This is a genomic window from Sulfitobacter sp. GN1-4 (genome assembly GCF_055693825.1).
In genome coordinates this window covers 1-21,738 of the sequence record NZ_JBVFUQ010000004.1, presented here as the reverse complement: position 1 = coordinate 21,738, position 21,738 = coordinate 1, and the positions used below count along the sequence as shown (strand labels likewise).

Below are 21,738 nucleotides of genomic sequence, written 5' to 3'. Positions count from 1 at the left end.
GCGGTGGTGCAGGCGGTGCGTTTGAGTTGTAGTGGAAAGATGAAGCGAGGGGTGGCGCGCCTTGGCTTCTGAGGCGGCCAGACGAGGCGTTAGTGGGCGGCACCTTTGCGTTCGTACCATTTTTTGCAAAAGCCAACGAAAGCGCTATCGGGGTGAACCGGGGGTTCATTCATCCACATGCGCCATTCCTGTTCCAGGAAATAGGCGTCCCAGCTGGGGGCCACTTCACGGGCGCGCACATAAGCATCCGGCGAAAGCCGCACGCTGTCTGACACCGAAGGGGCAGGGGCCTCAAGGTAGGCATCCAGGAACTCTGGCTTGGGGGCGACTTCCAGCACATCGTGCAACAGCCGGAAACGATAGTCTGGCATGTGGGATTGTTCTTCGTCTGCTTTGCAGATCGCTTTGACCAAGCGCTTGAATTCCTTGGAGGTGGAGGTCGAGCCGGTCTTGTGTTGCAGCTTATCAAGGCCAATGCGCCAGACGTCTTGTTTGCCGCAATGTTTGCGCGCCAGCTCATAAAGACGCCGCTCCAGTGGTTTGCGTAGCTGGAAATAGGCCTTGTGCAGGGTGAGGACGTTCTTGTTCTCAATCGCTTTGACAAGCCAATCGCCCATCTCAAGCTCAACACTCAGCAGCCGGCCTGTTGAATCCTCCTTCACGATACGCGCATCCGTAATGAAGGAGATCGAGCGCCATTCGCCCACGCCTGCGTCGTGGATGTTGGTTTCAATCTGGGTGAACTGCAGACGGGTCAGCGCCCGGCGCAGGGTGGCATAGGCCTGGCCCGTGGTATGGCGGTTGGTGGCTTTGAGCAGATCATGGGCCGAAATCTGGACCCGGCGCCCGATCCGTTGACCTTCGTTCTTGGCAGCCATCAACTGGCTGAGGACATAGATCAGGATGTCACGGTCAAAGACATTGGCCCGGCCTTCTTCGGCAGATGGGGTGATTTTCACCTTCACCTGGCCCTGTTCATACTCAAAGGCCGCCATGTCTTTTTTCACCGACAAAGAGAAGAGCGGATGCTCCATCGAGGCGCGGTCACTCTTGGGGGTGGCGTCGAGAATATCGCAGACAAAAAGGTCTGGTTCCTGGTGCCGTTCGGGCAGAAGTGCAGTCCGTTTCTTGGGTCGCGCCATTCTTCGATACTCTACACACTGTTCTTCGATACTCTGCCCACCAGAGCCCGAATTGTTCGATACTCTACACACCTTTCTTCGATAGTCTACCCACCATTCTTCGATACTCTACACACCGAATCGTAGAATCACCGCCGAATCCGAACATGAATCCAATTGCTTACGCGGGACCCGATTCTCGTAACACCTATTTAACACATATATAACACAGGCTTGGGACTCAGAGTTGATGTGGATAAATCCTACAGGAAGGCCTGTTCAGATGGCGAATGCAGCCCCAGGAACTGTGGCCAACCAACCGCATCAGAGGGCCTCTTCAGACAGACTGAAACCGCCTTTGCTAAGAAGAGACCAAAGCAAAGTTGAGAAGACGCCTAATGAAGGCCAAACGGCAGGGGAAAGAGATGTCTATTTTAATTGACACTTTCCGAAGATAGGCTGTGTGCGAAACGACGTTTGGACAGCCTTCATGACAGAGACCTTTGAGACCGAAAAAGCCCAAGCCGCCGCTTGGTTCCGACAGCTGCGCGATGACATTGTGTCAGCCTTTCACGCCCTAGAAGACCGACATGAAGGGGCAGATCCCGCAGGCCGCGTAGAAGTGCGCAAGACGACACGTACCGCAGAGGACGGCTCGGATGCGGGCGGCGGTGAGATGAGCGTCATGCGGGGCGGCCGCGTCTTTGAAAAGGTGGGGGTGAATATCTCGACCGTCTACGGCACGCTTGGGGAACGGGCGCAGACGGCGATGGCCGCGCGCAAAGGCATTCCAGGGATGAAGGATGATCCGCGGTTTTGGGCATCGGGGATTTCGCTGGTGGCCCATATGCAGAACCCGCACAGCCCGGCGGTGCATATGAATACGCGGATGTTCTGGACACCCCATGCTTGGTGGTTTGGGGGCGGCGCGGATCTGAACCCTTGCATCGAGTATGAGGAAGATACCGCGCATTTTCACGCTGCGATGAAAGGAGCCTGTGATCCGCATGGAGACACGCTCTATGATGAGCTGAAGGCCTGGGCGGATGAGTACTTTTATATCCCGCATCGGAAACGTGCACGGGGTGTGGGCGGGATTTTCTATGATGATCGCAACATCGGCGATTGGGCGGCGGATTTTGCGCTGACCAAGGATGTGGGGGCTGCGTTTCTGCCGGCCTTTGTGCCTCTCGTGGACAAGCGGCGGGAGACGGTGTTCACGGAAGCGGACAAAGAGGTCCAGTTGCGCCACCGGGGGCTCTATGCGGAGTATAACTTGGTCTATGATCGGGGGACGAAGTTTGGACTGGAGACCGGGCATGATCCGGAGGCGGTGCTGATGTCGCTGCCGCCGGTGGCCAAGTGGTATTGAGCTGAGGGCCTGCAGATTTTCTATGAGGGGCTCTGCCCCGTCGATCAAAGATCGACTCCCCGGAGTTGTAGTTAGAAAGATGAAGCGGGATCAGGCCTTGGTGACGTGGTCCATGGGCAGGCCGCGTGTAGCGATAGCGTTGCGGGTGTCGATTACCGGCAGGCCGAGGTTCAGTAGGGCGGTGTAGTCTATGGCATCGTGATCTGTGGCGATGACCACACCGTCGAAGTTTTGGGTGTTTAGGGTTGCCGGATCCAGTGCTGTGCGGCCTTCATAGACGCCGTATTCGCGCATGGGCGGGATTTGCGGCACATGGGGGTCGATGAAGCTGATCTTGGTGCCGGCTTCTTCAAAAAGCTGCATCAGCCGCATGGAAGGGCTTTCGCGCATGTCTGAGACGTTTTTCTTATATGCCACCCCCACCAGCAGCAGATGGGCACCGTTCAGGCCCCGGCCTGTGGCACGGTCCAGCACCTCGCGGGTGCGCTGCACGATGTGCTGCGGCATCTGGGTGTTGATCTCTCCGGCCAGCTCAATGAAGCGGGTGGGCACGTCAAAGGCGCGAGCGCGCCAGGTGAGGTAGAAAGGGTCAATCGGGATGCAATGTCCGCCCAGGCCCGGGCCGGGGTAGAAGGGCATGTAGCCAAAGGGTTTGGTGGCCGCGCCCGCGATCACGTCCCAGACGTCGATGTCCATTTCGTCAAAGATCAGCTTAAGTTCGTTCACCAGCGCGATGTTGACCGCGCGAAAGATGTTTTCGGTGATCTTCACGGCTTCGGCCACGGCCGGAGAGGGGACAGTGACGGTTGTGTCCACCACAGCGCCATAGAACGCCTCCATCAGGGCCTGAGCGGCTTCCTCGTCGCCTGCAATGATCTTGGGGATGGTTTGGGTGTGGTATTGCGTGTTGCCGGGGTCTTCGCGTTCGGGCGAGTAGCCGATGAAGATCTCGGTGCCGGGGGTGAGGCTGCTTGTGGCCAGCAGGGGTTTCAGCACTTCTTCCGTGGTACCGGGCCATGTGGTGGATTCCAGCACCACCAGCGTGTCGGGAGTCAGGTGCTGGGCGATCTGGCGCGCGGTATCTTCAACATAAGACAGATCCGGCTCGCGGTGGGCATTGAGCGGCGTGGGCACACAGATGATGACCACATCGCAGTTGGCGATCTGGGCCATGTCGGTGGTCCAGCGGCAGTGTGTTGCAACGCTGGCAAGATCCGCGTCAGAGACGGCTTCGATATAGCTTTGCCCTGCCGCCAGCTTTGCAGGCTTTGAGACATCCACATCAAAACCAATGACCTTGAACCCGGCCCCGGCCGTGGCCACCGCCGGGGGCAGGCCCACGTAGCCAAGCCCAATGATGCCTGCGGTGGCGTCTTGTGTGGCAAGCCGGGAGAGAAGGGTCATAAGATCAGCCTCGCTGTGGGCGCGCGCCCTTGATGGTCAAGGATGTGCTATAGGGAAGGGGAAAGATCAACGCCTCGCCTGGGGCTTGAAGCGCGGGCAGCGATGGGCGAAGAGACCAAGACCCGCCATCAGGAGGAGACCGGGGCCATGAAACCTCTCAAAAAGCTGGAAGGCTACTTCGCGGCGCTTTTCACCTTGGGCCGCCTCCGGCGCATGGCCAAGGAGGCGCAGCGCAAGCTGCCGCAGGTGGATCACGTCCAAGCGCAAAGTGACCGGCAGGATCAGCGTCTGGACCGCGTGGGCGAGGATCTCGGGGCGATGCAGGCAAGCCTTGATGCGCGCCAGGGTGAGATCCGGGGGCTTGAGGGGCGTATCGGTCAGCTTTTGGAGTGGACGCAGCGGCATGAGGCCTTGGCCGATGAACTGGTCGCAGATTACGCCCGTGAGGCGGCGATCCTAAAGCGCACGGGCCAATCTGACAGCGCGCTTCTGGCGCGGATGTTTACCGATCTGTCGCGGCGGATGGATGGCACTGCGCCGACCCCGCCCAAGGCTTCCACAGACCCCAGCGCGCTGCCGCACACAGACGGTTTCGATCTTTTCAAGGACAGTTTCTACCACCGTCTGGAAAACCAATGGCGCGGGGCGCCGGAGGAGATTGCAGGACGGCTTAAGATCTATCTGCCGGATGTGGAGGCGGCCTGGCTCAGGACGGATAAAAAGCCGGTGATGGATCTGGGCTGTGGGCGCGGCGAATGGTTGGGGTTGCTCAAGGACCATGGCATCACCGGGATGGGGATCGACACCAACGCGGTGCAGATCGAAGAGGCCAAGGAGGCGGGGCTTGATGTGCGTCTGGGCGATGCGCTGCAGGCGCTGGCAGACCTGCCTGATGCCAGCCTCTCAGCACTCACCGCCCATCACCTCATTGAACATCTACCCTTTGACGCGGTGGCCTGGATCACCCGCGAAGCGACGCGTGTGCTGGCCCCCGGTGGCCTCTTGCTGTTTGAAACACCCAACACCCGCAACGTGCTTGTGGGCGCCACGACGTTCCACACCGATCCCACGCACCTCAAGCCCATGCCGGAACAGGTCATGGGGGTGCTTTTTGAGACCGCGGGCTTTGATCCCGTCGATATCCGCCACATCAACCCCCACGCGCGCTTTGGTGAATTCCTCGACAAGCCCGATATGAATGATGAGCTGGCGCATCTGCTCTTTGGTCCGCAAGACCTCGCTATTTTGGGCCGCAAGCCCAAGGACGCCTGATGCGCATCGGGGTTTTGAGAACACAGGTGCCTTTCGTCACCGGCGGCGCGGAGCGTCATGCGGCTAACCTTGTGGCGGCCTTGCAGGCGCGGGGGCATGAGGCGGCAGAGATCACGGTCCCCTTCAAGTGGTATCCCGGTGGGGCGCTGGCCGATCACATCCGGGCGGCCAAGCTCTTGGATGTCTCGGAAGTGGAAGGCGTGAAGGTTGATCTGGCCATTGGGCTAAAGTTCCCCGCCTATCTTGCGCGCCATCCCAACATGGCCTTCTGGATCATCCACCAGCACCGCCAAGCCTATGACATGTGGGAGGCGGGGCATTCGGATCTGCTCGATGATCCGCAGGGCGAGGCGCTGCGCGCGATGATCCATGCAGAGGACCGTGCCGCCTTTGAGGCCAGCCCGCATCCCCTTTATGCCAATTCCGGCAATGTGGCGGGGCGGCTGCAGCGTCATTTGGGGCTGGAGGCCACGCCGCTTTATCATCCGCCGCCTAATGCCGCCGCGCTGCGTCAGGGCGGCACGGGGGATTATATCTTTGCGCCGGGGCGGATTAACCCCTCCAAACGGCTGGAGCTGTCCCTGGAGGCGCTGAGCCATGCCCCTGCGGCCCGCTTGGTCGTCGCAGGCACCGCAGAGAACCCCGCTTACCAGGACCACCTTGTGCAACGGGCCAAGGAGTTGGGTGTGGCCTCTCGCGTCGAATGGCTGGGGGCCGTGGAGGATGCCACCCTCATTCGGCACTACGCCGAGGCGCGCGGGGTGGCCTTTGTGCCTCAGGATGAGGATTACGGCTATATCACGCTGGAGGCGATGCTGTCGGGCAAGCCGGTGATCACCGTGACAGACGCAGGTGGCCCGCTGGAGTTCATCACTGACGGCGCCGAGGGGCTGGTGAGCGCCCCTGAGGCAGGCGCGCTTGGCGCCGCCTTCCAGCGGCTCTCTGAGGATGCCGCCCTTGCGGAACGGCTGGGGCAGGGGGGCATGCGCGGTATAGCGCGCAGAACATCTCTTGGGATCATGTGGTTGAGACGCTGACAGGGCAGGGGCATGCGCCGGTGGCCCCAGATGCCGCCCCGCCACTGCCTGAGCCAGAAACCGCTCCTGTGCCCCAAGACGCCACCGCCCAGCTTGCGGCGGCCGTGGCCCCGCCTGAGGCCCCTGAGGATCTGCCATTCGCCAATATCGGCGAGGTGCTGGAGGCCTATGCCTTTGATGAGCTGCCCGCCGCCCTGGGCCGCGAAGAGCCGCCCATTGATGCAGGCCTTGCGGGATATCTGGGTACCCATTGGACGCGCTATGGATCGACCCTGCGCCAGTTGGAAGGGTTAGAGATCACCCGCGCGCTGGATGTGGGGGTCTTTCCGCCGCTGGTCTTCCAGGCGCTTTTGGCCAGCCAGTTCCCAGATGTTGAGATGCATGGGCTGTGGGAAGGCCCGGACCCCTTCCAGCAATCGGTGCGCGCGCGCGCCGGGCATAAGGTCAAACCTTTCGACATCCGCCTTGAGGTCGCCAATGGCGAACGCGATCCCCGGCCCTATCCAGACAACAGCTTTGATCTGGTCACGGGCATGGAGATCCTCGAACACCTCGCTCTCGATCCTTATTTCTTTTACTGTGAAGCGGCACGTGTGCTGAGGCCCGGCGGGCATTTGCTGCTGACCACGCCCAATGTGAACAGCCACCGCGGCGCGTGGAAATCGCTCAACAACATCGCGCCCTATTCCTTTGGTATTTTCGTGCCGTCGGGAGGCGTTTACGGCCGCCACAACCGCGAATACGCGCCGCAAGAGCTGGGTCTTATTGGCGAGGCTGCTGGGTTTGAGACAGTGCGGCTACAGACCTTTGACGTCTATGACCGCCACATTGAGCCTGAGATGGCTCAGATGCTGGTCGCACGTGGTGACGATCTGAGCTTGCGCGGAGAGAACATCCAATACCTGGCGCGCAAAGTGGGCGCGCCACGGGGCGTGCCTGAGGGGCTTTATCACGGTGATCCCACGCGCATGCATGGGGTCCTGTCGGTGGCAGAGACGGAAGCCGCGACCGGATTGGTGACGCTGCGCGTTGAGAACACCTCGCCAAGCGCCTGGCCCGTGGCCGGAGACCGCGCCACCTGTCTTTTGGCGGAATGGGTCGATGGGAAGGGTGATCTGCGCCACCAGCACCTGATGCAGCCGCTGGTGACCCCCCTCACACCCGGTGAGAGCGCCCAGATCCAGCTGATGCTGGCAGGCGACGGCCCCGGCACCCTGCGCCTGCATCTCTACCAGCAGGGCGTGGGTGTCTTTACTGGGCGGGGGCGGGCGGCACCGCTGACGCTGCCCTGCGCCAAAGCGGCCTTCCTCAAGCTGGTTGAGACCACGCCGCTGCCCCAGGGCGGCCCATGAGCGGCTCCGTGAAACCCCGTGTGCACTGGGTCTCGCCCATTCCCCCGGCGCAGACCGACATTGCCCATTACACCCGCCGCATCCTGCCGGAACTGGCGGCGGCCACCGATCTGACCCTTTGGACCGATGCGCCTGAATGGGACCGTGAGCTGCACAGCATCGCCCCTGTGCGCCGTCTGGATCCCGACCGCGTGACCCCCGCGATTTTGCACTGGCAGGGCGCAAAGACGGCAAGCCGGGGCTGAGCCCCGAGGTGGTCATGGTCAACATCGGCAACGCCTGGCCGTTTCACGCAGGCTTTCTGCGGATGATCCAGCGCATCCCTTCCATCGTGGTGCTGCATGACATGGCCATCCAGGAGATGTGTTTTGACGCGATGGAGCGGGATCTTTTTCCCCGCGATGTCTATGATGCGGAGATGTTCCGCTGGCATGGGCAGTCGGGGCTGGACAGCGTCCATGCGGTTTATAAGGACGAAATGACACCCGGCGATCTGGCGCACCGCTATGCGGGCTTTGAGCTGACGTTGAAACATGCGGTGTCTGTGCTGACCCACACGCCAGTGGCGCGCGATGCGGTGGCCGCAGCGGCGCCGGAGCTGCCCACCTATCTGCGCGATCTGCCTTTCCGTCCCTCAGCGGCGATGCCTGAGGTGATCCGCTCTGGCATTGGTCCCATGCGGCTGATGCAGTTTGGCTATACCGGCCCCAATAGGCGGCTGCAGAACGTGCTGGAGGCGCTGGCCCCCTTGAAGGGTGAGATCGACTTTCAGCTCGATGTGATGGGCAAGATCTGGGATCCTGGCTATATCGCAGGCCGCGCGGCAGAGCTGGGCATCGCCCGTCAGGTGCGCCTGCACGGATTTGTTGAGGAAGCGGAGCTGGATGCGCGTCTGGCCGAGGCGCATCTTGTCTTCAACCTTCGCCATCCCACGATGGGCGAGGCCTCAGGCAGTCAGATGCGGATCTGGAATGCGGCGGCCCCGTCGGTGGTGACGGATCTGGGCTGGTATGCCGATTTGCCCGATGAGACGGTGTTCAAGATTGATCCAGATCACGAAGGGCCAGCGCTGCAGCGGTTGATCCGTCAGTTGGCGGAGGATCCCACAGAGGGGCGTGCCAAAGGCCTGGCGGGCCGCGCGCGGTTGGAAAGCCACCACGCGCCTGCGGGCTATGCGCAAGGGGTGGCTGAGGTGGCCACGCGGTTTGGGGCGGATGCGGCGGGGGCTATGGCAGCCCGGGACAGCCTCTGATTTGAACGCTTGCCCGGAACAAGGCTGCTCGCAGCCACCGGGCAGTGCCGGCCCCTCCCACGGGCCGGCGCTTTTGTTGAGGCTGGGCACAGACCTGTGAGTGAAAGACGTGCTTTGCGACCATAAAGTGGCCGCAACCCACGTTGGCAGCGCCACCCAGGGGCCGGCACTGCCCTGCTATCGCATCCCAAAACTTACGTTCCCATCTTCATATCGGCTTAACCACGCTGGTCAAAATACCCCCATTGGCAGGGCTCCGCCCGGGGCACCCTCAATCATATTTTAACATAGTCTCGCCCTAATATGTCCGCATATGCGGTGCAGAACGTACCTCCGGGTGGATCGGTTGAGGGAGTTCTGGCATGTGCGAGTTTTGCTCGAACAAATACCATTTGAGCAATGCCAAATGGGGTGAAGGGGAATACGGTACGCCTGGTGGCACCGTGTACTGGAGCTTTGCGGAAACCCCTGGCACGGGGTTTGTTTTCTCTGACTACATCACAGATCCCGCCTACCGCGACGCCATCAGAGATGCGTTTCAGGCCTGGGAAGACGTGGCAGACATCGACTTTGTCGAAGTCTCTGACGGATCGCAGACCCAGGTGCGCCTGGGGTGGGACGTGATGGACGGCCCCTATGACGTGGTCGGTGAGGCTTCCAGCCGGGGCTATAAGACCACCGAGACGTTGTTTTCCTTCACCGAAGGCGAAATCCGCTTTGACAGTGCCGAGAACTGGACCACGGACAAAGACGTGGGCCGCAATGAGGTGGGCTTTTTCCAGGTCGCCCTGCATGAGATTGGCCATATCCTGGGTCTGAACCATACCACAGACCCCGATACGATCATGTATTCCAGCGATATCAGTGATTTACCGGGGCTGACCGAGGGCGACATCATGGGCGCCCAGCTGTTTTACGGGGCAGCGCAGAACGCAGCGCCTGCACCAGATCCCGTTCCTGAGCCGACACCAGAACCGGAGCCAGAGCCCGCGCCCCCGCCGGTGTCAGACCCTGAACCGGACCCTGCCCCTGATCCCATTGCCGTGCCTTACGTCGCCACCCGGGGCAATGACACCTTCTCCGCCCGCAGCGGTGATGACGTGATTGATGGCATGGGCGGGACGGATACGCTGACGCTGTCGGGCGATCAGAGCCAATACACGCTGACGCTGACCGCGGGCGCGATCACGCTGACGGACCGTATGGCGGACCGCGATGGCAATGACCAGCTGATCAACATCGAACAGCTTGCCTTCCAGTCCAGTGGCGCAAGCTCCAGCAATGTGGTGTTCAACTTGGATGCCTTTGACGGGGTAGCGCAGCTTTCTGCAGGCGAATTCTATCAGATCGTCGAATTATACATCGCCTATTTCAACCGCGCGCCGGATGCCGTGGGCCTGGCCTTTTGGGGCGATGCCTTTGAAGACGGGCTGTCCCTGCAACAGATGGCCGCCCTTTTCATCGATCAGGTCGAGACCCGCACGACCTATCCTGACAGCATGAGCGATACGGCCTTTGCCACGGCCGTCTACAACAACGTGCTGGGCCGCGTCCCTGACGCCGAAGGCTTTGCCTTCTGGGTCGATGCGCTCAGCAGCGGTGCGGTGGGGCGCGATACGTTTATCCTGTCAGTGCTCGAAGGGGCCAAAGCGGCCTATCCTGCGGGGGCCTCGGCGGAATTCATCTCCCAGGTGCTGCAGGACCGGGCTTATCTGTCAGATAAAGTGGATGTCGGCGCCTATTTCGCTGTGCACCGGGGCATGTCCAATGTCTCAGACGCGGCAGAGGTGATGGCGCTCTTTGACGGCTCTTCGGGCAGCAAGGAAGACGCCTATGATGCGGCTGACGCGCATTATGCGGATGCTTTGAGTGCAAGCTCAGGCGATTTCCTGATGCCGCTCGTGGGGGTGTTGGATCTGTCTTATGAGGCAGGGTGATGCCTTACACACTCTCGCAATGAATATCTAAAGAGGATGTGGTGTGCTGGGACAATAAGGTAAGCTGCCCGTGGTTTTATCCCAGTCTCAAATAAATAGACTGCCTTGTTGAAAAATATTGAAATCAGCACGACGGAAGATACCGTTATGCGTGTATAAGTGCCTGCAGATTATGTAAGCGCATGAAAGCTGAACCTGTTGACAAATGTTGAAGTATAGAAAGCATTCTCTTTAAAATTTCCTATTTTTTAAGGCTTTACTAAATTTTAGGGTTAGAGTGGTTTGAGGTCATAAAAACATGTAATGGTTGTAGCGTATGTTTTAGGCCGGGGTAAGATTTTAGCGGTTGTTTTGAAGTAGAGAGCGATAAATTCTAGGAACGTGCAGAGTTAGTTTGGCGCAAGTTAAGCACTTATGTCTTAGGCGTCATGCAGGAAGCCCAGGCCGCGCCTTTCATGCTGTAACTTCGTAGATATGGGTTAATCGAATTTTGGCGCCGGCCAGATGTTCCATACTGATCTCCATTGCGGGAAGTGCGTTTGCATCATGCTCGACGTACCGTTCGCTCGCTTACTCTAAATAGCCTGGCGATCTCCGATATTGCCCGTTGCTCATCATCGCGCATGCGGCGCACTTCGGACTTCTGTGTGGTTGATAGGGCAGGTGGGCGACCACCGACACGCCCGCGCGCTTTCGCAGCTATTAGCCCTTCTTTCGTACGCTCTGCGATGCGCTCGCGCTCAAATTGAGCGATAGAGGCAAAGACGTGGAATATGAGCCGGCCAGCCGGTGTGGTCGTATCGATATCCTCGGCAAGAGATCGGAAGCCCACACCACGATCTTTGATGGTCTTTACCAGATCGAGCAGATCGCGCAGCGAGCGGGCGAGCCGGTCATACTTAGCGACGATCACCACATCACCTGAGCGTAGTTGATCGATCATCTTTCTAAGCTCGGGGCGATCTTGCTTTGTGCCGCTGGCCTTGTCCGCAAATATCCGCTCAGCACCGGCCGCTGTTAGAGCGTCAGTTTGCGCGTTAAGTTTCTGATCGTCTGTCGAGACGCGAGCATATCCAATGATCATGTCCTATCGTGACAAAAACGACCGTTTTTGGCAATTCTTGCGCCTCTGCTTTTCTACATCTCCAAATTTCTCCGGATCGCTATCATCGGTTCTCTAACGTAGATTGAAATTGCTTGATGGGGTGTGGTGTCGGCTCTTGAAGTTGGTCGTAATCACGTGACAACTGAACCGTGCTCTGGCAACAGTCATTTCGTAGGGGACGATTTTCGGAGACATCACGTGCGCTTTCTTTTGCCTGTTCTGATGGCATTGGCCATTTCTGTATGGACCACCATTGAGGCCCCGGCCCAGAGCTTGTTCTTAGGCGGAAGCGCCCCGGCGGAGGACAATACAGCAGCCTTGCTAGAAGAGCCGCTGAGCACAGATGAAGCCAATGCGCTGATTTCGCGGTTGTCGGATGCTGAGGTGCGCGAGGTGCTTTTGGCGCAGATGGCGCTGCGGGCCGAAGCGGCGGGTACGGATGAGCAGGCAGCTGTCTCTGATCTGATCTATCATGCCACGCAAGGCGCCTTTGGCTCGGTCACCATCGCGGTGCAGCGGGTGCCGCTGATGTTCTCTAAACAGGGCGAGGCTTTTGTCAATTTTTTCAATGGCTTTGGGGCCTCTGGCGTCGGGCTTTTTCTGGCGTTGATGGCAGCTACGGTGGCCATTGGCCTGGCGGTGGAATGGGTTTTCCGCCGGCTTACCCTGCGGTTTCATGAACTGCCTGCGACCGAGGAACAAAACCTGCGCCAGACGCTGACTTCACTTTTCCAGCGGCTCTGCCGAGATGTGGTGGCGGTGATCCTCTTTGTGCTGACCACCTGGGGTGTCTCCGTCGTGATCTTTCCGCCTGAGATGCAGGTCTATGTGGGGCTCATTGGCTGGTGGCTGATTGGATTTCCGCGCATGGCCTGGGCCATCAGCCGCTTCTTCATGGCACCGCAGAACCCAGCCTACCGGATTGTTTATGCCACCGATGAAAATGCCAAGGTCATTGTGCGTCACTCAGTCTGGCTGGCGCTACTTATCGGGTTTTCAAACGTCATCGTGCAGTTCAATGCGCTCAACGGCGTACCCATGGGCGAGACGCGTCTGGGCTTCTGGCTCAATTTGGCGGTACATGTCTATCTGGGGCTCTTGGTCTGGCGCTACCGCGATGCGATGTCGGATATGATGCGCGGAGGTCATGAGGTCACGCGCGGCGAAGAGTTGGTGGCGCGGGCTTATCCGTATTTCCTGATTTTCATGGCGTTTTTCACCTGGTATTTGGTCAACATCATCGTCAGCTATGGCAACTTTCAACTGCTGGCGGGGGCACCGCATTACGTCACACTGACGCTTTTAAGTTTCTTGCCTGCGATGGATACGGGCATTCGGGGCCTGGTGCGCCACCTGGTGCCGCCCATGGTGGGTGAAGGGACCGTGGCCGAACGCGCCTATCACGCCACGCTGCGCTCCTACATCCGCATCGGGCGGATCATTGTCTTTGGCATCATTGTAATCGTGTTGGCACGCGCCTGGGGGCTGGACCCTGCAGAGTTGGCCGCAGCCGGTGTGGGGGAACGTCTGGCCGCCCGAGTGATCGAGTTCCTGATTATCCTGTCCTTTGGCTATCTGCTGTATGAGGTGGCCTCGCTCTATATCAACCGCAAGCTGGCGGCGGAGTTTACCGCCTCGGGCTATGATCCGGACAATGCCGATTTTGGCGGGGATGGCGGTGGGGCAGGTGGCTCACGTCTGTCCACCGTGCTGCCGCTTATTCTGATGGTGGTGCGGGTGGCCATTGTGGTGCTTTTCCTGCTTCTGGCGCTTGGCAATGTGGGCGTGGACACCACGCCACTGCTGGCTGGTGCTGGTATCGTCGGTCTGGCCATTGGTTTTGGCGCGCAGAAGCTGGTCACGGATGTGGTCTCAGGCGTGTTCTTCTTGGTGGATGACGCCTTTCGCACAGGGGAATATGTAGAGATCGACGGGACCATGGGCACGGTGGAGAAGATCTCCATCCGCTCGCTACAGCTGCGGCACCACAAGGGGCCGGTGCATACCATTCCCTATGGCGAAGTGCCCAAGATTACGAACTATTCCCGCGATTGGGTAATCATGAAGCTGAAGTTCACGGTGCCCTTTGATACCGATCCCAATAAGGTGAAGAAGATCTTCAAAAAGATCGGTCAGGACCTGTTGCAAGACGAGATTCTGGGCGAGGATTTTCTGCAGCCCTTTAAGTCTCAGGGCGTGTTTGAGATCGACGAAGTTGGCATGGTGATCAGGGGCAAGTTCATGGCGAAGCCTGGCAAGCAGTTCATGATCCGTAAAGAGATCTTCAACCGCGTGAAGGCGGCGTTTGGTGAGAACGGCATCGACTTTGCCCGTCGCGAGGTGCGCGTGGCGCTGCCGGATACGGCAGGGCGCGATGAGCTGACGGACGAAGATAAGGCCGCGATTGCGGCGGCGGCGAGCCAGGCGGCGCAGGAGCAGGCTGGGATGGTGCCGGGAGGTGGATCGGATGATCGTTAGGTCTGACCCTGGGCCTGAAGCTTAGTTATTTTGGCGCTGTTGTACTTGTTGATCGATCCACTGATAGGTTTTTTGCATACCCTCCTTAAGGGACTGTTGAGGTAACCAAGAGAGCTTCTCTTGGATCAACCTGTTGTCCGATGTTCTGCCTCTAACACCTTGTGGGCCAGGGATATTATTTACTGAAAGTGACTTACCGGATATGTCGATAGCCATTTGGGCGAGGTCGTTGATAGCGATCATCTCCTCCGACCCTATGTTCACAGGCCCCTCAAAATCTGATCTTAAGAGCCGCAATGTCGCGTCGATACATTCGTCGATATAGAGAAACGATCGGGTTTGTTTACCATCTCCCCAAACGTCTATCACCCCCCCAGATTCAGCTTCGGCAACTTTGCGGCATAGTGCTGCAGGCGCTTTTTCTTTACCGCCATCCCAGGTCCCTTCCGGGCCAAAGATGTTGTGGTACCGGCCAACGCGACATTCCATGCCATAGTTTCGATTGTAAGCAAGATAGAGCCGTTCGGAGAAAAGTTTCTCCCAACCATATTCGCTATCTGGGTTGGCAGGATATGTGCTGTCTTCAGCGCAATTTGGATTATCTGGATCTTCTTGGTTATGTTCGGGGTAAACGCATGCTGACGAAGAATATAGCACGCGCTTGATACCCATTTTACGGCATGCTTCGATCATGTTGAGGTTTACTAAAGCGGAGTTGTGCATGACGTTAGCGTCATTCTCTCCAGTGAAGATATAGCCAGCGCCCCCCATATCCGCGGCAAGCTGGTATACCTCATCGAACGGGCGATCCATGATCTGCGCGACTAACGCCTGATTGCGTAGGTCACCGATGATAAAGTCGTCAGCCTCGGTTGCACGAAATTCATTATGCTTGAGATCGACCCCTCGCACCCAGAAGCCTTCTTCCTTCAGCCTTCTAACAAGATGACCTCCTATGAAGCCTCCTGCGCCGCAAACCAATGTTGATTTTATACTAGACATTTGAGTTCCTTCGGGCGGGTACCCTAACGTCAGGGCGCATGTCGCTGACGAAATTGAGTGATCTTAGGCTAGCCGGCGGCGCACCAGATATCTTGAGGTGGTTTGCCGTCAAAATAGAGTTCATATGCTTGGAGGAGGCCATTTTCGAGTAGCTTTGTATTCTCTTTCGACTTGAACAATGGCTTGCTCAACCGGTTTATTGCGAGCCTCTCCCTGACTTCCTTCAACCGTTTTCTGTCGGTGGCCAGTTCTAGGATCAGGGCTTCATACTCTTCTTCGCTGTAAGTGATCAATTCCGGCAATCCGACAGCCGAGAGCACGCTGGCCGCGACGCGTGCGGCAAACTGTCGGCCAGCTTTCGTGACGATGGGAAGGCCTGCCCAAAGAGCTTCGCTTGCAGTTGTATGGGCGTTAAAGTTGAAAGTGTCGAGGAAGAGGTCTGCATGCTTATGGCGCGCAAGATGTGTGGCGTGATCTGCTACTTTGTCGGCAAAGATAAGGCGGGACGGGTCTACACCACGCTGTATCGCTTCTTTGCGCAGGTTGTCTTTGGCCCAATCGTTAGACTTTCGTACCCACAGAACACTGTCTTCGACTTTCGCAAGCAGACGCATCCAGATGTCAAATTCGGGAGAACGGATCTTGTAGTTGTTGTTAAAGCAGCAAAAGACGAAGCTATCTTCTGGGAGCTCATAATCAGATCTAGTAGTGCTATCATTAGCAATCTCCAGCGTATCGTCATTAGGTAGATAGCTGTGTGGCATGTAGATGCATCGTTCATCATAGTGTTGTCGTTGTTCAGGGGGGACGAGTGTCTGGTCTACGATAATATAGTCCATGAAATCCGCACCCATAGTGCCAGGGAAGCCTAAGTAGTTAATCTGGATAGGAGCCAAGCGGGATTGAAAAAGTTCAGACCGTGAGTGCGCTGTGTAGCCTGTTAAGTCGACGGCAAAGTCTAGGCCATGATGGCGAGCGAGTTGAACAACTTCTTCATTTGATAATCCCGCAACATCGATGAAATGATCAACTGCGGACTTGGCGCGTAGGCGTCGATCGCCACTTTTGTACTGGCCATAGCTAAATGCATAGGTTTCAAACGCATCTTTGCTGTGATTGAGTAGAAAACCTAGTGCGAGATAAAGTACTGGGTGGTTGTGAAAATCGGCACTGAAATATCCAATCCGAAACCTCTTAGGTTTGACTTTGGGAGGGAGGGGAGTGGCATGGTGGGGTGTTCGGGGCAGCTGATGAGCTTTTTTGCGAGATCTTACTTTCTGGCGTCTTGGTTCGTCTTCGACCGCAAACATTGAAAATGGGGCTACGGCAGAGGAGCTGATCCCAAGACGTTCGCAAGCTTCTGGAATAACCGCATCGTCACTCCAGTCACAGCAATGATGCATGTTATGTATCTTTGCACTCTCTGCTTGCGAAAAACTCGGATTTACTTCCATTGCGTCTTTGAAGGCCGCAATGGCTTCGTCTAATTTCCCCTGACGAACTTTTAGTTTGCCTAAGTTAAGAAGCATCTCAACATCTTGCGGGTTAATGGCCAGTGCATTTTGAAACGCAACTTCTGCTCCATCAAGATCCCCTAGTTCGGTTAGTAGTGCGCCTAAGTTGATATGTAGATCGGCATGATCTGGTTTAATGCTAAGTGCCTTTTGATAGGCTGACTTGGCTCTGTCGCCATCTTTATTTTTACGGAGTGCATTTCCTAAATTATTGTAACAAAAAGCATTTTTTGGATCAGCAGAGAGTAATGCTTCATAGCTCCTAATGGCATCGTCTAATCTTCCTATTTCAGCCAGCGCAACACCCATGTCATTATAGACTCTGATATACTCTGGTTGGAGTTCGAGAGCTTTTTCGTAGTACGTAAGGGCGTCCTCTGGTGCTCCTTGTGCTTTCAATAAGTTACCCATGTTGTAGTGCGCTTCGGCATGCTTTGGTTTGAGTTTGATTGTCTGCTGAAAGGCAATACGTGCTAGATCAAATTTACCTAGAGCAAGAAATGCAAGCCCTAGGTTATGATAGCTCTCGGGAAGATCTGGCCTGAGAGAAATGGCCTTCTGAAATGAGATAACGGCGTCTTGGGATTTGCCCAGTTCTCGCAAGGCTAAACCCATATTGTTGTAAGCGAGTACATTGTCTGGATGAAGTTCGGTTACGCGTTTGTATGTCGCAACCGCCCCTTCGAAGTTCCGCAACTTGATTTGTGCAGATGCAAGCAGCGTATAACCTGCGACTGCATCGGGTTCGAGTGCTGTGACTTTGCGGAACGCGCGTTCCGCTTGCGCAAAATGACCCAGTGCAGCATGCGCCTTTCCTAAGAGATTCCAGAGCAATGTTGTGGTGGGGTAGCGATTTAGGAGTTCTGTGGCATGGTTAACCGCTTCTTGGTGATTTCCCGCATGTTCCATGGTAAGCACCATGTTTACTTCATGAGGCCTTGGTTGATCGGGTTGGTTTTGAGGGTTCACCGTTTTGTTCAACCGCTGAATTGCTTTTCTTGCTCGCGTATTCTTGGGAAAGGTTGCCAGAATCGCGTTGTAGATACTGCGGGCTTGCTCTGCTTTGCCGTTTCGCTCATGGGTTCTTGCGCGCAGCAGAGCTTTTTCCACCTGAATCTTCGCCATTTATCCTCCGGATTTGAGGCCTTTGGTTTGGTGCAAACAATTATGCTATAATGAGCGTGCTCGTAAGCCCCCATGACGTGTGGTGAAGTGGGTTATACAAATACTTGCCTATGCGTCTACGCATTTAGGATCTACGAACGACCTTAGGGCTAGCCGAACCAAATCCCGTCATCGATTTGGGGTGCGACACTCGCCTTGTTCTCATCGCTTTCGGAAAAGGACACCAGCATGTCCGCACGGCTGAGACCGGCTGCTTGCTGGGCTACCCAAAAATCATACCCCGCCGTATCTGGCATGCGGTCCAGCACGTTGAGATAGAGCAGATCCAGATAGGCTGCGTCACTGAGCGCACTGCCATAGGCGCTTTGGAACTCAGCGGAGTTGATAAAGGCCGCAGCGGCTTGTTCCAGTGAGACCGCGCCGCTGTCGAGGTGTTCCATCCAGAACTGCAGGCCCGGGGCATCCGGGGTGCGGTCAAAGCTGGCTTGATAAAGGCGGTAAGCCTCACCTGCGGTGCCAAATTTATCCAGCGCCAGCAGGCCGTCGGTAAAGGCCAGCCGTTCGATGCTGTCGAGGATGACGGTATAGCCCAGGACACCGCCATAGACCTCGGCCCAGCCGTAGCCGTTAAAGAGCAGCTCCACCTCGGCGCGGGCATGGCTGAGCGCCAGCGTATCAATGCCGGCCGTGCCAGAGAGCTGTCCGCCGCTTGCAGGCAGGCTCATCCAGTTGCCTTGTGTGCTGGGCGTCGGGGCAGGAGAAGAGGGCGTGGGTGCCGGTGTACTGGGGGCAGGCTCCGGCACCACGGGTGTTGGCACCGGTTCTGCGATGCGCGGGGCAGGGGGGTGGCGCCCAACTGTAGCGTCAACGCCACCACGTCAAAGGGGTTGAGCGTCAGCGCAATGTCATTTGCGTTCTGAAAATAGAGATCGCGCAGGACCACATCCGCATCGTGTTCATTGTAGTAATAGGGCGCGCCATCGACCCAGAGGCTGTCTGCCGCCTCGCCGCGCTCCCACTGCTGGCCATTGGTGCCCGTGCGGTCCAGCATGACCTGCACGCCGGTTACAGCGCCTTGCGCGGGCAGGGCGCCGCCCAGATCCAGATCAAAAGACATCACATCCCAGCTGCGCGACGAGATATAGAGCACCGCCTCACGGTCTGAGGCATAGGCGGTGACATCCACCCCCGGCACGCCGCTGGAAAACGACGCGGACAGCAGTTCTTTACCGATAAGATCTTCGGACATCAGATCATAGACCGCCCCCGTGGGGGAATTCGTCAGCCGTCCCTGGCCGTCCAGCCGCACGCCATAATCCGTATCCAGTGTCAGCGCGGTGCGGGAATGGTAATCCATCGCCCAGATATGCGCGGCATCCACGCCCATGCGGATCATGTTCTCAAACTGATGCACCAGGGTGGAGGCACCCACCATGCCCTGGATCTCATGCGCTGTGGTGCGGATGTTCCATTCGGTGATGTTAAAACTCAGCTCTTTACCAAAGGCGGCGTCCCAGATTGCGTAATCCTGATCGATCGCGCGCAGGTCCGCGCCTTCGGCAAAGGTGAGATCCGTGCGGTTGTAGTAATAATGCTCCGTCACCCCATCGATGGCATCGCGGGCCCCATCGCTGAGCTGCGCGATGATCTGCTGATTGGCGGCCTCCGTGCGCGCGGTGTAGCTGCCGGGCGTGCTGGGGCCAAACTCGGATCCGTTGTTGCCAGCTGTGGCCATCTGCACCAGGATCTTGGGCTGGTTTTGCGGGGCTATGCCCGCCCAAGACATGCCTTGCGCGATGGCCTCGGCGGCGATGGAGGCTTTCTGGCCATAAGCCGTCTCGCCCATCTCCCAATATTCATTGCCGATCTGAAACGCAGAGATCAGATGGCCGTATTGCTGCATGACCGTTTGGACAAAGGCAGCAATGTCCTGCCCGAAAGCTGCATAATCCGCCGCAGAGAGGTGTTTGGTGGGGATGATCAGCGTGGTTTGCACCGGTTGGTTTTGTGCCTGCGCCCATGCGAAGTAGTTCACTACTTCGGATCGTAACATGCCCCCCGGCATGTCGACGATGTTGATGGCTGACACCCCGTCAATGGGCCGCCCCCCAGCGGTACCTCCAGTGACGGGGTCCAGATCAGCCTGCCCTCCTCCAAATCGGATGTTGTGCACCCCAAGCACCTCAGCCGCTGCTGCATAAGCGGTTGTAGGCGCACCATTTTGGGTCTGCTCAAACACCACATTGGCGCCGAACATCTGGGCGGAGACAAAATGCCCGGTTCCTTGGACAGTTGAGAGCGATAGAGTTGGCATAGCACAGCAGCTCACTATTGTGAGCCTGAAGTTTCCCCCAAACCCAATTGTGCCCCATCCCCGCCATATTTGTGCCTTAGTTGGGGATGGTGGATCAATGATTTCTTTCTAATTATCTGTTTTTATGTGAAAAATTTTTCAAATTCGGACTGACTTAGAAACAATGCCCAGAAATGCCTATCGGTTGTTTCATAGAACGAGACAGCGCTTTGAGGAATCGATCCGCTTTCGATTGAGAGTACGGCCAGGTGAGCAAAAGTGAGCATTTTTCGGCCAAAATAGATGAAAATAATTACATAATCCGAATTACCGGTCGCATGTTCACACCTCCCAATCACCGTCACCACAAAGCCAGCTTTCCCCGCTCTTTGTAACGCTGGTGGATTTTGGCCCAACCGTGCAGCGGATGTCGCAGCAATTCGCACATTTACGCATCCCGCGCTGTTGGTCGTTGTCGGATAGATGGCCCCTGTGGCACTGTCTCAGGAAAAGGCAAATGTGACGGCGGATGCCTGCCCTAGGCGGCACTTCAGCTTCAAAAAATTAGAGTGGGGAAATGATCTGTATGGACGCAGAAGCGATGACACGTGAGCACCATGATGAATGTTAGTCCGATCTTTGCATGAGCCTCAAAGAAGAGCCCCACCCTGACGGATGCGATTGCGGATCTTGTGGGTGCGAGGGTCACAGTCATGTTGAGGGCCATTTGCACTGCCATGGCGTCTATGATCCGACCTTTGGTATTCCTGAACTGCGCACAGCGGAGGACTTTGTTACATCTGGCGGCCGTTGGACAGGTGGCGGCGGATATACCTCCAGCCTGGGTGCTGGCGGTGGTACCATCATATGGAGCCTTGCCGGTGCTGGCCTGGATGATGCGACGGACCAGTTTTTCAGCGGTTCGACAGTTGATATGGCCACTTTCCTGCCGTTTGACTTCGCGGCGACGTTGCAGCGCGCCTTTGATGCCTGGTCAGCGCATGCGGACATCGAGTTTGTGCAGGTCGCGGACCAAGGGGGCGACATTGGTGTGACGGGTTCCCCCACCATTCGGGTGGTTGGTGCCCATACTGATGGCTATGATCAGCCCCACTTAAGTGGCCCAACTTGATTGTTAGTGCATGATTGGCCTTTGGTCCATCTGCACAATGCGCGCCTGAGGCCGCAGAACAGATTTGGCAAGTACCACGATGGTTCAGTTTACCTCGTAGGTCCGATTGGCTATGAGTCGCTTCACGAACTTTTCGAGAGGCTCATAGCCATGACATTGCCGGCCAAGACCTGGCGCGAAGATCAGCGCGTCGCGTATCCAATGAAGAGACTGGGCCACGCTCAGCTCGGCGCTTTTGAGGGTGCCATGCTTTACTATCTCACACGCGATTGGTGCAGCGGCGCAGGGGACGTCGCTGAACTGGGGTCTTTCCTTGGGGCAAGCACTTCTCTGCTTGGCAAG

The 21,738-nt window shown here is 57.3% G+C and carries 17 protein-coding genes; 10 read left to right on the top strand and 7 right to left on the bottom strand.

All coding sequences use genetic code 11. The features are described 5' to 3' along the window. Nucleotides 1–89 precede the first annotated feature (89 nt). Nucleotides 90–1,142 (bottom strand): replication initiator protein A, encoded by a 1,053-nt coding sequence (locus ACZ1HM_RS21170; RefSeq protein WP_472744705.1) that lies wholly within the window; start codon nt 1,140–1,142, stop codon nt 90–92. A 469-nt stretch (nt 1,143–1,611) separates the two neighbouring features. Here ACZ1HM_RS21170 and hemF point away from each other — a divergent pair, with 469 nt between their 5' ends. After that, nucleotides 1,612–2,493, top strand: a complete 882-nt coding sequence (gene hemF / locus ACZ1HM_RS21165) for an oxygen-dependent coproporphyrinogen oxidase (RefSeq protein ID WP_472744704.1) — start codon at nt 1,612–1,614, stop codon at nt 2,491–2,493. Between the two features lie 90 nt (nt 2,494–2,583). Here the strand turns inward: hemF and ACZ1HM_RS21160 are convergent, their stop codons facing one another. Next, nucleotides 2,584–3,897, bottom strand: a complete 1,314-nt coding sequence (locus tag ACZ1HM_RS21160; protein ID WP_472744703.1) for a nucleotide sugar dehydrogenase — start codon at nt 3,895–3,897, stop codon at nt 2,584–2,586. Between the two features lie 147 nt (nt 3,898–4,044). Between ACZ1HM_RS21160 and ACZ1HM_RS21155 the strand changes: the two genes are divergently transcribed. The 6 genes from ACZ1HM_RS21155 (at nt 4,045) to ACZ1HM_RS21130 (ending at nt 10,747) form a co-directional block, all read left to right on the top strand. Continuing rightward, entirely contained in the window at nt 4,045–5,169 is a 1,125-nt protein-coding gene (locus ACZ1HM_RS21155; RefSeq protein ID WP_472744702.1) for a class I SAM-dependent methyltransferase, read from the top strand. Continuing rightward, nucleotides 5,169–6,206 carry a glycosyltransferase family 4 protein gene (locus tag ACZ1HM_RS21150; RefSeq protein ID WP_472744701.1) on the top strand — a complete coding sequence of 346 codons (1,038 nt, stop codon included), beginning with the start codon at nt 5,169–5,171 and terminating at the stop codon, nt 6,204–6,206. Before ACZ1HM_RS21155 ends, ACZ1HM_RS21150 begins: the two co-directional genes overlap by 1 nt. After that, entirely contained in the window at nt 6,191–7,558 is a 1,368-nt protein-coding gene (locus tag ACZ1HM_RS21145) for a class I SAM-dependent methyltransferase (protein ID WP_472744700.1), read from the top strand. The genes ACZ1HM_RS21150 and ACZ1HM_RS21145 overlap by 16 nt, the downstream gene beginning before the upstream one ends. After that, the gene (locus ACZ1HM_RS21140; protein WP_472744699.1) at nt 7,555–7,803 is read left to right on the top strand and encodes a hypothetical protein; all 249 of its coding nucleotides are present in this window, start codon (nt 7,555–7,557) and stop codon (nt 7,801–7,803) included. Before ACZ1HM_RS21145 ends, ACZ1HM_RS21140 begins: the two co-directional genes overlap by 4 nt. A 14-nt stretch (nt 7,804–7,817) precedes the next feature. After that, on the top strand, nt 7,818–8,810 hold the full coding sequence (locus ACZ1HM_RS21135; protein ID WP_472744698.1) for a glycosyltransferase family protein: 993 nt from the start codon (nt 7,818–7,820) through the stop codon (nt 8,808–8,810). A 362-nt stretch (nt 8,811–9,172) separates the two neighbouring features. Next, on the top strand, nt 9,173–10,747 hold the full coding sequence (locus tag ACZ1HM_RS21130) for a matrixin family metalloprotease (protein WP_472744697.1): 1,575 nt from the start codon (nt 9,173–9,175) through the stop codon (nt 10,745–10,747). Between the two features lie 544 nt (nt 10,748–11,291). On the opposite strand, the gene ACZ1HM_RS21125 is transcribed toward ACZ1HM_RS21130, so the two are convergent. Further along, nucleotides 11,292–11,831, bottom strand: a complete 540-nt coding sequence (locus tag ACZ1HM_RS21125; RefSeq protein ID WP_472744696.1) for a recombinase family protein — start codon at nt 11,829–11,831, stop codon at nt 11,292–11,294. Nucleotides 11,832–12,050: 219 nt separating this feature from the next. Here ACZ1HM_RS21125 and ACZ1HM_RS21120 point away from each other — a divergent pair, with 219 nt between their 5' ends. After that, a complete protein-coding gene (locus tag ACZ1HM_RS21120) occupies nt 12,051–14,330 on the top strand; it encodes a mechanosensitive ion channel family protein (protein ID WP_472744695.1) in 2,280 nt (759 codons plus the stop codon). Between the two features lie 21 nt (nt 14,331–14,351). Here the strand turns inward: ACZ1HM_RS21120 and ACZ1HM_RS21115 are convergent, their stop codons facing one another. The 4 genes from ACZ1HM_RS21115 to ACZ1HM_RS21100 form a co-directional block, all read right to left on the bottom strand. Beyond that, complete coding sequence (locus ACZ1HM_RS21115; RefSeq protein ID WP_472744694.1) at nt 14,352–15,332, bottom strand: NAD-dependent epimerase/dehydratase family protein; 981 nt, start codon at nt 15,330–15,332, stop codon at nt 14,352–14,354. Nucleotides 15,333–15,400: 68 nt separating this feature from the next. Next, nucleotides 15,401–17,971: a tetratricopeptide repeat protein gene (locus ACZ1HM_RS21110; RefSeq protein ID WP_472744693.1), complete on the bottom strand. Its 2,571-nt coding sequence runs from the start codon at nt 17,969–17,971 to the stop codon at nt 15,401–15,403. Nucleotides 17,972–18,120: 149 nt separating this feature from the next. Further along, on the bottom strand, nt 18,121–18,696 hold the full coding sequence (locus ACZ1HM_RS21105) for a DUF4214 domain-containing protein (protein ID WP_472744692.1): 576 nt from the start codon (nt 18,694–18,696) through the stop codon (nt 18,121–18,123). After that, nucleotides 18,693–20,285 (bottom strand): hypothetical protein, encoded by a 1,593-nt coding sequence (locus tag ACZ1HM_RS21100; RefSeq protein WP_472744691.1) that lies wholly within the window; start codon nt 20,283–20,285, stop codon nt 18,693–18,695. Before ACZ1HM_RS21100 ends, ACZ1HM_RS21105 begins: the two co-directional genes overlap by 4 nt. A gap of 706 nt (nt 20,286–20,991) precedes the next feature. Between ACZ1HM_RS21100 and ACZ1HM_RS21095 the strand changes: the two genes are divergently transcribed. Both ACZ1HM_RS21095 and ACZ1HM_RS21090 read left to right on the top strand, forming a co-directional pair. Further along, nucleotides 20,992–21,396 carry a hypothetical protein gene (locus ACZ1HM_RS21095; RefSeq protein ID WP_472744690.1) on the top strand — a complete coding sequence of 135 codons (405 nt, stop codon included), beginning with the start codon at nt 20,992–20,994 and terminating at the stop codon, nt 21,394–21,396. A gap of 150 nt (nt 21,397–21,546) precedes the next feature. Next, the coding region (locus ACZ1HM_RS21090; protein WP_472744689.1) for a hypothetical protein at nt 21,547–21,738 on the top strand (192 nt) is incomplete at its 3' end.